Consider the following 10621-nt stretch of genomic DNA (forward strand, 5'->3'; position numbering starts at 1 on the left):
CGCCAGGGCCGCCCACGCGCGGCGGAAGCCGTGCGCCGCCAGGCCGTCCGGGTGGTCCGGGGTGCGGAGGCGTTTGAGGTCCATCAGCTCCGAGAGGAGCGGGCGGAGCTCCGCCAGGCGGCCCGGGGCCGCCGTGTCACGCGCGGGTGCGTTCATGGCTCAGCCCTGATGCGTTCCGGGGTGCGCTCCGTCTGCTGCACGCGGCCCTTGGCGAGCCACGCCATCAGGCGGCGCTGCTGCTCCGGCATGGCGTGCTCCACGGGCTGGCCGTCCTGCGACATGGGGGCCTTGAAGAAGCAGCCCAGCGCGTCGATGACGCCGCCTTCACCCCGGCGCTTCGCCAGGTCCAGCGTGCGCGCCAGCTCCACGACGAGCGGCGCGGCGAGGATGGAGTCCTTGCAGAGGAAGTTGAGCTTCAGCTGCATGGGCTGCCCCAGGAAGCCCGTCACGTCGATGTTGTCCCAGGCCTCCTTGTTGTCCCCGCGCGGGCGGTAGTACTGGATGGAGACGACGTGGTCCTGGACCTTGTAGCCGAGGATGCTGTCCAGCGCGGCGCCCTTGGTGTCGAGCTTGTTCTGCTTCGACGCCGGGTCGTTGAGGGCCTCACCGTCGCGGTTGCCCAGGATGTTGGTGGAGTACCAGCCGTCCACGTGCAGCGCGCGGTCGCGCAGCGCGGGCGCGAGCACCGTCTTGAGCAGCGTCTGCCCCGTCTTGCCGTCCTTGCCCGCGACAGGGGCGCCGGTGCGCTTCGCCAGCAGCAGCAGCGCGGGCACGTCCGCGGCGACGCTGGGCGTGAAGTTGGCGAACGGGATGCCGTCCACGATGGCCGCGTACGCGTAGAGCATCGCGGGGCCGATGTCCGGGTCGTTCGCGTCCAGGGCCTTCTCGAAGGCCTCCGGCGTGGCGAACTCCGGGCGGGTGAGGTCCACGGCCTTCTCCGTGGAGGCCAGGTTCACCACCACCACGCGGTCCAGCTTCTCGTGCTCCTTGAAGCGGGTGAGGTCCTCGCGGAGGGCCTGCACCTGCTCACGCAGCGTGCGCGCCTTCTTCGTCGCGGTGCCCACGACGTTCTTGCAGAACCTGGCGTTGGAGGCCGCGGGCCAGGGGCGCATGCGCCCCAGCGTGGGCGCCACCGCCTCCAGCTGCGCCTGCGTCAGCACCGCGTGGTTGCGCGCCGCGTGCGCGAGGTCTTCCTCGAACAGGTCCCAGCCGCCGAACGTCAGCGCGCCGTACTCCACCAGCCCCATGCCCTTCGCGTCCGCCAGCGGCAGGCCCCGAGTGTCCACCCGTCCCCGGCGCAGCAGCTCCATGCCCGCCACCGCCGTCGTCGCCACCGCGCCGCCCAGTCCCACCACCGCCACGCCCAGCCGCTCGTTGCCCGCCATGTGTGAAGCCCCTCCCCAACCGTGGATCCCCGTGCCCTCGCCGCGACACGTTGGAGGCCCCCCGGGGTGTGGCGGGAGCCTCGTGGCTGGGGGCGCTCGGTGCGCCCACACGCTGCGAGAGTTTCGGGAAAGTCCGCACTCCCCAGGAGCTTTCAACTCAGCCCCCGGGCGGTATGGAATGTCGGCTGGTGGAGGGCGGTCTCAGACGTGTCGCAGCTTCCACCCGCCGCGGCGGAAGAGGGCGGCGCTTGCCAGGCCGAGCGCCCCGTAGGTGACGGCGATGGCGATGAACGCGCCCGCCGGGCCCAGGCCCAGCGGATGGGCGAGGACCCACGCCAGCGGCAGCTGGAGGCCCCAGGAGAACAGGGCGTTCACCACGGTGGGGGTGGTGGTGTCCCCGGCGCCGTTGAAGGCGTGGGGCAGCACGGTGACGAAGGCGTAGAGGGCCAGGCTGCAGCTGACGATGCGCAGGCAGCGCGCGGCGTGCAGGCTGACTTCGGGGTCCAGGGTGAAGCGGTGGATGAGGGGCTCCGCGAAGAGCAGGAAGCCCACCGCCACCACGCCCAGGAACGCGAGCGTGTAGAAGCTGGCGCGCCACGCGGCCCGCTCCGCGCGGTCGGTGTCGCCCGCGCCCAGGCTCTGGCCCACCAGCGTGCCCGCGGCGTGGGAGAGGCCCCACGACGGCTGCTGCACGAAGAGCAGGATGCGCATGGCCAGCGTGTAGCCCGCGAGCGCGGTGCTGCCGAAGGTGGCGACGATGCGCATCAGCACCAGCCAGCTGGACATGCCCAGAAGCGACTGGAGCGTGGCGCCTCCCGACAGCTTCATCAGCGAGCGCAGCGTGTCCGGCTCCACGCGCAGGTGGCGGCGGTGCAGCTCCAGCCGTCCGCTGCCCTTGAGCAGGCGATACACCTGATACACCACGCCGGTGGAGCGGCCGAGGGTGGTGGCCAGCGCGGCGCCGGTGACGCCCATGGCCGGCACGGGGCCCAGGCCGAAGATGAACAGCGGCGCGAGCACGATGTTCACGGAGTTGGCCAGCCACAGCGCGCGCATGGACGTGGCCGCGTCCCCCGCGCCGCGCAGGATGGCGCTGATGAGGAACAGCAGCATGATGACGGGGAAGCCGCCCAGCATCAGCCGCGTGTACCCCACGCCGTGCTCCACCACGCCGGGCGCGGCGCCCAGGACCATGAGGAGGGGACGCGCGAAGAGGGCGCCCGCGAGCGCCAGCGGCACGGACAGCGCGAGCCCCAGGCCCAGCGTCTGCACGGCGGCGCTCGCGGCGCGCTCCGGGTCCTTCTGCCCGATGCGCCGGGCGATGAGCGCGGTGGCGCCGATGGACAGCCCCAGCGGCACGGTCTGGAAGAGCGTGAGCACGGACTCCGTGAGGCCCACGGTGGCGATGGCGTCCGCGCCCAGGCGCGACACGAAGAGCACGTCCACCAGGGCGAAGATGGACTCCATCACCATCTCCAGCACCATGGGCACGGAGAGCAGCAGGAAGGCGCGATCCACGGGCCCGGTGGCCAGGTCCTCGGTGGAGCCCTTCACCGCCAGCCACAGGGAGGCGAGGAGGCCCCTGGCACCCGTGGTGGAAGGGGAGGCGTCCGGGGAGAGGGATTCGGTAGGGGGTTGCGTCATGGATTGGCCGTTGCAACGGGACGCCTTCCGCCTTTCATCCCTCGCGGTTCCCCGCCTGCCAGTGCGCGAGGCCGGTTAGATTCAGGGCATGGCCTCCGGTCCCCGCGTCCTCCTCCTCGCCGAGCGCTTTCCCCCCGACATCGGAGGGCTCGCCCGCAGCGGCGCGCGCACCGCGGGCTCGCTCGTGCGGCTGGGCGCACGCGTGGACGTGGTCGCGTGGACGCGCACGGCGCAGCCCGGGGCGCTGGAGACGGTGCAGGACGCGGGGGACGTGTCGCCGTTCGCCAAGGGCGTGACGCTGCACCGGCTGGGGTTGTTCGGCAGCGCGGACCTGTCCATGCAGCACACGCTCGATGTGCTCGGCCACCTGCACGCGCGGCGCAAGTACGACCTGGTGTGGGGGCACTACCTGTACCCGCCGGGCTTCCTCGCGGTGGTGTTCGCGCGGAGCGCGGGGCTCCAGTCCGTCATCAGCGCGCGGGGCAACGACGTGGATCAGTTGATGTTCCCGCCGGGGGACTTCGCCCGCCTGCTCTGGACCCTCCAGCGGGCGGACGTGCTCACCGCCGCGTCCGCGGACCTGGGCCGGAAGATGGCGATGCTGCTGGGGCGCGACCCGGGCGTGGAGGTCATCCCCAACGCGGTGGACACGGCGCTGTTCTCACCGGGACCGGCGGATGCGGCCCTGCGCGAGCGGTTGGGCATCCAGCCGGGCGAGGCGGTGCTCGGCTTCTCCGGGGAGCTGCGCCACAAGAAGGGGCTGCCGTTCCTCCTGTCCGCGCTCACCGAGGTGCGGCGTGTGCGGCCCGCGTGCCTGCTGGTGATTGGCGAGGTGCGCGCCCGGGACGCGGAGCACCTGGTGGCCTACCGCGCGGAGCACCCGGAGGATGCCGCGCGGATCATCATCTCCGGCGCGCTGGAGTCTCCGGAGCTCATCGCGGAGCACCTGCGGCTGTGTGATGTGTATCTGCAGCCGTCGCTGTGGGAGGGCATGCCCAACGCGCTGCTGGAGGCGATGGCGTGCGCGCGGCCGGTCATCGCCAGCGACGCGGGCGGCATCCCGGAGGCGGTGGAGGCCGGGGTGAATGGCTTCATCGTGGAGAAGGCGCTGCTCAACCACCTGGGGCAGGCGTGCCTGGATGTCTTGGGGATGCCCGAGGCGAAGCGCGCGGCGCTGGGGACGGCGGCGCGCGCTCGCATCGAGGCGGGCTTTCAGGCGGACGCGGAGGCCGCGGTGTTGTCGCGGGTGCTGGCGCGCGCGATCCCCAGGTCGTCCGCGTAGGCGTTCACGAGCGCTTCCTGCGCGCGGCCCCACGGGAAGTCGCGCTCCACGCGGGCGCGGGCGTGGCGCTCAGCGCGGCGCCGAGGGCGGGGTTCGCGAGGAGGTCCTTCACGGCCTCCGCGATGGCCTTGGGCGAGCCGGGGCGGATGCGGAAGGCCTCGGTGGCTTCCGCGAGCGCGCGCACCACGGCAGGTCGCTGACGATGACGGGCGTGCCGGTGGCCATGGCCTCCAGGAGCTTCAGCGGGCAGCAGCCCTGCACGCAGTTGCGGTCGTTCACGGGCAGCGGCACGAGCACGACGTCGCAGGCGTGGTGCAGCCGGGCGAGTTCTTCCTGGGGCAGGGGTTCGAGGATTTCCACCGCGCCCTGGAGCACGAGGTCGCCGCAGCGGTCCAGCAGGGCGCGGCGCGCGTGCTTGCGCAGGGGGCCCACGAGGGTGAGCGTCACCGGCAGGTCGCGGCGCAGGAGGCGGCAGGCCTCGATGGCGTGGTGCACGCCCTGCCACGCGGTCATGGTCCCGCTGTAGAGCATGCGCAGGGGGCGCCCGGCCTCCGGGGGGCGTGGAGGTGCGTAGCGGAACACGTCCAGGTCCACGCCGTTGGGGATGACGCGCAGGCGCTTCGGATCCGCGCCGCGTGACACCAGGTGTTCAGCGGTGACGGCGCTGGGGGTGACGAGGAGGTCCGCGGCGTGGAGGCAGGCCTCCTCCTGCGCGAGCAGCTTGCGCATCAGCTCCGCGTCATCGGCGACGTCGGGGTGGTGGTACTTGAGCTCGATGGAGGGCAGGCCGTTGACCTCGTAGACGAGGGCGTCGGTGAGGGCCGCCTTGCGCCGGGCGATGGGGTAGCCCTCGAAGATGGAGCGGACGTGGACGACCTTCGCGCGCGGCCGGCCCCGCCACCACGCGCCCAGGTGCGAGCGGAACGTCAGCGCCTGGGCGACCAGGTCTTTCCCGCGTGCCCCCAGCGGGTGGTAGGCGACGTGGGGACCCAGGGCAGGCGGGGGAGCGCCCGGCGCGTCGCCAATGGCCACGAGGTCCACCGTGCCGAACGCGGCGCCCAGGGCCTCCACGAAGGCGCGGATGTGCACGGCGGCGCCCTTGGGCGCGGGGAAGCGGTCGAAGGACGCGTAGACGATTCCAGAGGTGCCCACGGCCCGGTGCTACCGCGACGGCGGCCCGGCGGCAAACCGGGCCGCGCCTGCTCCTGGGCCCGCTTTCGCAGCGGCTGGAGCAGTGGCCTCGGGAGGAGGCGTCGCTGCCCAGCCCCCCTGCCGCTCGTTTCCGGAGGGGCGGGCCTAGCTTTTTCCCGAACCCCTCAACCCACCGGAGCGTGCCATGGACGAACAGAAGCAGCAGGCCGGACAGGCGCAGCAGCGCCCGTCCCTGATGTCGACGATCCTCACGCAGGGCAAGCGCATCCTCAAGACGGAGGCGGCGCTCGCCCGGGAGGACCTCCAGGAGGACGCGAAGAACACCGCGAAGAGCTCACTGCTGCTGGGCGCGAGCGCCTGGATGGGGATGACGGGGGTGAGCGCCCTCATCATCGCGGCGGCCCTCGCGCTCCCGAAGCGGCCCGTCAAGGGCGCGCTCTGGGTTGGCGCCGGCTTGGTGGCCGGCTCGCTGGGCACCGGACTCACCGGGCTGCGCACGCTGCCCCGCAAGCCCCTGGGCCGCTCCCGCGAAGGGCTTCAGACGATTGCCTCCACCGTCGGGGAGCAGCTCACGCACTGAGCAGGAGAAGGGACGGGCTGCCCGGGCAGGCCCTCATCAGGCCGGCCGCTCGACGTGGCCGTCCGCGTGCCGCGCGAAGCGGCCCTCCTCCCGCGCGTGCACCGGGTCGTGGCTGGGCCAGGGCCAGCCGCCGAAGCCCGTGCGCTGGTAGTCCGCGAAGGCCTGCTGGATCTCCTGCCGCGAGTTCATCACGAACGGGCCGTACTGCACGACCGGCTCGCCGATGGGCTTGCCCTGGAGCAGCAGCAGCTCCGCCGTCTCCGGGCCGTTCTCCAGCACCACGTCCACGTCCGCGCGCAGCTCGATGGCGTTGCGCGCCGGCACGGCCCTGCCGCCCACCTTCATCCCGGAGCCCAGGAAGAAGTAGAGCATCCGGTTCGTGCCGCGCGACGCCGCGGGCAGCGTCCAGCGCGCGCCCGGCTCCATCTTCAGCGTCCAGATGGCCACGTCCGCGTCCGGGTTCGCGGCCCAGGACTTCGGCGGCGGGGGCGGCGCCTTCACGTCGCGCAGGTTGCCCGCCACCACGGTGATGCTCGTGGTCCGGCCCGCGTCGTCCTTCGCCTCGTGGCGCGGGATGACGTGGTCCCACAACATGGAGAAGTGCGCCTGCACCATCTTGTTGGCGCGCGGCAGGTTGAGCCAGATTTGAAACAGCTCGATGTGGTTGCCCTGGTCCTGCTTGAGCAGCGGGAACATCTCCGAGTGGTTGATGCCGCCGCCCGCGGTGAGCCACTGCACGTCGCCCCCGCCGAAGCGCGCCGCCGCGCCCAGCGAGTCCGAGTGGTCCAGCAGCCCGTTGCGCACGATGGTCACCGTCTCGAAGCCCCGGTGCGGGTGCTGCGGGAAGCCCGGCACGACGGTGCCGTGGTACATGTTCCAGCCGTCCCGCCCCGCGAAGTCCTGGCCGATGTCGCGGCCCGCGAGCGACGCCTTCGGTCCCAGCTGCTCGTTGCCCTGGGGATAGCGGTCGTCGTGGTGCACGCAGAAGAGGAACGGATCCGGCGTCCGCCACGGGCTGGGGGACGGCCCGAGCGGCTCCACGCGGACCACGGCTTCCGGTTGCTGCGCCTGCTGCTGACCCATCTTCGACTCCTCTGCCTTTCCCGAACCGCGTGAGCATCCCACGGTGGTACTGATGCCCGCCGCCGCGATGAGTTTCAGCGCCGCTCTCCGGCTCACTTCGTCCACGGTCCACCTCGCGCCCGCTGCCGTTGGGGCCGCACCATCCTACCCAGGAGCCGGCCCCGCCCGGCGCCCGGCCTGCCTGCACGGCCGGCGGTTCGCCTTTGGTGGAGGGTCGCATTGACCGTCGTTCGCGCGGGCCCCTACGCTCCACCGCCGTGTCGGTCAACATCCAGCGCTTCCACCAGGTCTTCCTCTATCAATCCCGGGCACCGGTGCCGGCGCTGCTGGAGGACCTGGAGGTCCTGGCCGGACTGGACGCCCGCGCGGAAGCGCAGCGGAGCGCGCTGGCGTGGGGCGGGTGGCTCACCGTGATTACCGGCGGGGTGATGGCCCTGCTGACCTATGGCGTGTGGGCGGGCGTGGAGGATCGCGAGGAGGAGTTCACGGAGGCGGGCGTCCAGCTCCTGGGGGTTACGGGCGCGGTGGGTGGGGTGCTGCTCGCCGTGGGCCTCTGCCTGTTCTTCTGGCGGCTCCTGCTCAAGCAGCGCGACCTGGACAACCGCCGCTACGGGCTGGCCCAGGTGCTGCTCCAGCGCCTCCAGGTGGACCTGGCCCCGGACGCGCCGGTGCGCCTCAAGCTGGACCTGCGCCCGACGGACGTGCACGAGAAGCGCGTGAAGCAGGACCTGGTGGGCTGGTGGAACACGGACTTCTTCGTCGACCCGTGGTTCACGCTGGAGGGCCGGCTGGCGGACGGCACCTTCCTGCGGATCCACATGGTGGAGCGGCTCCAGAAGCGCGAGCGCACCAAGACGAGCGCCAGCGGCAAGTCGCGCACCAAGACCAAGCGCAAGGGCTTCGCCCAACTGGAGGTGTCCGTGCGCGTGAAGCCGGAGCGCTACCCCGGCCTGGAGCGGCTCAAGGCCCGCGTCACCCACGCCACGCGCCTGCCCCCGAGCGTGGCGCTGGAGCGGGTGCGCGTCGCCGTGGACCGGCTGTCGCTGCGCGCCCGGCTGTCCGAGGAATGGGTGGCGCGGCCGGAGAAGGTCGCGGGAGCTCCGGACGCGCCCGCCTCCTGGAGGCAGGCGCTGGAGAAGGACGACGCCTCCCGCACCGCGACCATGATGCTCCTGAGCCTCTACCAGGTGCTGGGCCATGCCCGGCGGCGGGCGAAGCAGCAGGCGGCGCACGGACGGCGCGGGGCGGTTTGACCTGCCCGGGGGCGACTCCTACGCTCCCGTGCGGCTTCTTCCGCTGACCGCTGACCAAGGCTCTCCATCGTGGCGCTCGACCCCTCCGCGTTCCAGAAGACGTACGTCTACGAAACCCGCGCCCCGGTGACGGAGGTGCTGGCGGACCTGAAGACGCTGGGGGGCCTGGACGCCCAGGCGGAGCGCAAGCGGCGCACGCTGTGGATCGCCGCCTGGAGCCTGCTGGCGTTCAGCATCCTGGGCTGCGCCCTGCTGTCCCTCCTGGTGGGGCAGCTCTCGTTCGAGCAGCAGGACGCGCTCGCGGGCATGCCGCTGCTCCTGGGCATGGCGAGCTTCGTGGCAGGCATCGTGCTCTTCATCCTCCGGGCGCGCGCGGGCCGCACGGACCTGGACAACCGGCGCTACGGCTTGCTGGCCACGCTGCTGCGGCGCTTCCAGGTGGACCTGGACGTGAACGCGCCCGTGGACGTGAAGCTGGACCTGGCGCCGCGCGATGAAGCGCGCAAGTGCGTGGGCAAGGCCAAGCGGGGCCGGTGGGACTGCGAGGACTTCACCGACGCGTGGCTGTCATTGCACGGCCGCTTCGCGGACGGCACGCACCTGCACGTGTCCGTCGTGGAGCACCTGCAGAAGCGCAAGCGCTACGGCCGCAGCAGCAGCGGCAAGACGAAGCTCAAGACCAAGCGCAAGGGCAAGACGCTGCTCCAGGTGGGGCTGCGCGTGAAGCCGGAGCGCTTCCCCGGACTGGCGGGCCTGCGCGCGGACGCGAAGCAGGCCGCGCGGCTCCCCCCGGGCGTCGCGCTGTCGCGGCTGGACGTGGCGGAGGACCGCCTGTCGATGCGCGTCGTGCTGGATCAGGAGTGGAGCGTCCTGACGACGAAGCCCGCTCCCGCGGCCGGCAAGGCGCCCCAGGGGCGGGCCCCTCCCGCGGCCCAGGACGCGGGGCGCGCCGCGACGATGATGCTCTTGAGCCTCTACCAGGTGCTCAACCACTCCAGCTCCCGGGCCCGGCCCGGGAACGTGAGGTCCACGTCGTGAAGCTTCGTGTCCTGTTCCTCGTGGGCCTCGGTGTGCTCGGGGCTTCGGCCTGTTCGCAGGGCGGTGCCCCCGCCTCCGGCGCTCCGCACACGCAGGCGATACCCGCCACCGCCGCCGCTTCCGCCGCCGAGCCGAAGGCGGCCGGCGTCAAGCTCAAGTTCAAGGACGGCGACGACCGCGAGCGCTTCTCGCTCAAGCCCAAGGACGACGGCGCGAAGCTCGTCGACGGCGAGGACCAGGAGCTTGCCCGCTACAAGTGGAAGGGCGGCGAGCTCAAGGTGTCCGGCCCGGACGACGCGGTGCTGGCCTACGTCACGGGCGGGCCGGACGCGTTCCAGGTGAAGGACGCCGCGCGCTCGGCCGTGCGCTACACGCTGACGCGCGAGGGCGCGGGGTGGAAGCTCACGGACGCCCAGGGCGCGGTGCTCTACACCGTGGCCGCCGACGGCGGCGGCGCGTCCGTGAAGGGCGCGTCCGGCGCGGAGGAGGTCCGCGTGAAGGTGCGCGACGGCAAGCTGTCCCTGCGCGACCCGTCCGGCAAGACGGTGCTCGCCACCAAGCAGCCGGTGTCCCCGGAAGCCGCCGCGTGCCTGGGCTTCTCCTCGCTGGACCTGCCCGTGCGCATGGCCCTGCTCTTCCGCCTCCAGTCTCCCGCGGGCGCCGCGTCGCCCTGAGCCTTCAAAGCCATGTCCCCTTCCTTCCCGTCCGCCGAGCAGTGCCTGGAGACCTCCGGCTTCCTCTTCTCCCACCCCTGTGAGCGCGGGGCGTCCACGCAGTGCATGCGCTGCCAGAAGCCCATCTGCGCGCTGCACCTGCGCATGCTCGACGGCGCGGAGACGGTCTGCGTGACGTGCGCGCGCGCCGCCGACAACGGCGACGAGGACCGCGACCGCTCCGACACCACCGACGAGGACGACCCCAGCTACTACTACGAGGACTACGGCTACTACGGCCGGGACGCGTGGCGCAGCTCCGGGTCGTCGTCCTCCTCCCGCGACACCAACGACTTCACCGAGGCCGACGGCGAGAGCGTGCGGCGCGAGGACGACGCCTCCTTCGAGGAGGACCTGGGCGGTAGCTGAGCGTGGCCGCGCGACGTCAGCACTGGCGGCTCTACGCGCTCGGCGGCGGGCTGGGCCACCTGACGCTCGCCGCGGCCCTGGCCCGCGCGGCCGTGGCCCGGGGCCATGCGGTGGACGTCCTC

General features: G+C 72.5%; 10 protein-coding genes. 6 read left to right on the forward strand and 4 right to left on the reverse strand.

Going from position 1 to position 10621, the window contains the following annotated elements; translation table 11 throughout:
- Positions 1 to 152 precede the first annotated feature (152 nt).
- On the reverse strand, positions 153 to 1385 hold the full coding sequence (locus ACLEQD_RS27555; RefSeq protein ID WP_410387981.1) for an inositol-3-phosphate synthase: 1233 nt from the start codon (positions 1383 to 1385) through the stop codon (positions 153 to 155).
- Between the two features lie 201 nt (positions 1386 to 1586).
- A complete protein-coding gene (locus ACLEQD_RS27560; protein ID WP_410387983.1) occupies positions 1587 to 3029 on the reverse strand; it encodes an MATE family efflux transporter in 1443 nt (480 codons plus the stop codon).
- Between the two features lie 88 nt (positions 3030 to 3117).
- Here ACLEQD_RS27560 and ACLEQD_RS27565 point away from each other — a divergent pair, with 88 nt between their 5' ends.
- On the forward strand, positions 3118 to 4311 hold the full coding sequence (locus ACLEQD_RS27565; protein ID WP_410387985.1) for a glycosyltransferase: 1194 nt from the start codon (positions 3118 to 3120) through the stop codon (positions 4309 to 4311).
- 108 nt (positions 4312 to 4419) lie between these two features.
- On the opposite strand, the gene ACLEQD_RS27570 is transcribed toward ACLEQD_RS27565, so the two are convergent.
- Positions 4420 to 5463, reverse strand: coding sequence for a glycosyltransferase family 4 protein (locus ACLEQD_RS27570; RefSeq protein WP_410387987.1), 1044 nt, complete (start codon positions 5461 to 5463; stop codon positions 4420 to 4422).
- A 184-nt stretch (positions 5464 to 5647) separates the two neighbouring features.
- Here ACLEQD_RS27570 and ACLEQD_RS27575 point away from each other — a divergent pair, with 184 nt between their 5' ends.
- Entirely contained in the window at positions 5648 to 6043 is a 396-nt protein-coding gene (locus ACLEQD_RS27575; RefSeq protein ID WP_410387989.1) for a phage holin family protein, read from the forward strand.
- 36 nt (positions 6044 to 6079) lie between these two features.
- Here ACLEQD_RS27575 and ACLEQD_RS27580 read toward each other — a convergent pair whose 3' ends face one another.
- A complete protein-coding gene (locus tag ACLEQD_RS27580; protein ID WP_410387991.1) occupies positions 6080 to 7126 on the reverse strand; it encodes a pirin family protein in 1047 nt (348 codons plus the stop codon).
- Positions 7127 to 7383: 257 nt separating this feature from the next.
- Between ACLEQD_RS27580 and ACLEQD_RS27585 the strand changes: the two genes are divergently transcribed.
- The 4 genes from ACLEQD_RS27585 (at position 7384) to ACLEQD_RS27600 (ending at position 10499) form a co-directional block, all read left to right on the forward strand.
- Complete coding sequence (locus tag ACLEQD_RS27585; protein ID WP_410387993.1) at positions 7384 to 8379, forward strand: hypothetical protein; 996 nt, start codon at positions 7384 to 7386, stop codon at positions 8377 to 8379.
- Between the two features lie 69 nt (positions 8380 to 8448).
- On the forward strand, positions 8449 to 9417 hold the full coding sequence (locus ACLEQD_RS27590) for a hypothetical protein (RefSeq protein ID WP_410387995.1): 969 nt from the start codon (positions 8449 to 8451) through the stop codon (positions 9415 to 9417).
- Entirely contained in the window at positions 9414 to 10091 is a 678-nt protein-coding gene (locus ACLEQD_RS27595) for a hypothetical protein (RefSeq protein WP_410387997.1), read from the forward strand. The genes ACLEQD_RS27590 and ACLEQD_RS27595 overlap by 4 nt, the downstream gene beginning before the upstream one ends.
- Positions 10092 to 10103: 12 nt before the next feature.
- Complete coding sequence (locus tag ACLEQD_RS27600; RefSeq protein WP_410387999.1) at positions 10104 to 10499, forward strand: hypothetical protein; 396 nt, start codon at positions 10104 to 10106, stop codon at positions 10497 to 10499.
- Positions 10500 to 10621 lie beyond the last annotated feature (122 nt).

Source organism: Corallococcus sp. 4LFB, from assembly GCF_046520365.1.
In the GTDB taxonomy this organism is placed as follows: Bacteria; Myxococcota; Myxococcia; order Myxococcales; family Myxococcaceae; genus Corallococcus; species Corallococcus caeni.

Excerpts from the sequence above, each read along its gene's own strand:
- ACLEQD_RS27555 (WP_410387981.1), bottom strand. The coding sequence starts at position 1,385 with ATGGCGGGCAACGAGCGGCTGGGCGTGGCGGTGGTGGGACTGGGCGGC.
- ACLEQD_RS27560 (WP_410387983.1), bottom strand. The coding sequence starts at position 3,029 with ATGACGCAACCCCCTACCGAATCCCTCTCCCCGGACGCCTCCCCTTCC.
- ACLEQD_RS27565 (WP_410387985.1), top strand. The coding sequence starts at position 3,118 with ATGGCCTCCGGTCCCCGCGTCCTCCTCCTCGCCGAGCGCTTTCCCCCC.
- ACLEQD_RS27575 (WP_410387989.1), top strand. The coding sequence starts at position 5,648 with ATGGACGAACAGAAGCAGCAGGCCGGACAGGCGCAGCAGCGCCCGTCC.
- ACLEQD_RS27580 (WP_410387991.1), bottom strand. The coding sequence starts at position 7,126 with ATGGGTCAGCAGCAGGCGCAGCAACCGGAAGCCGTGGTCCGCGTGGAG.
- ACLEQD_RS27600 (WP_410387999.1), top strand. The coding sequence starts at position 10,104 with ATGTCCCCTTCCTTCCCGTCCGCCGAGCAGTGCCTGGAGACCTCCGGC.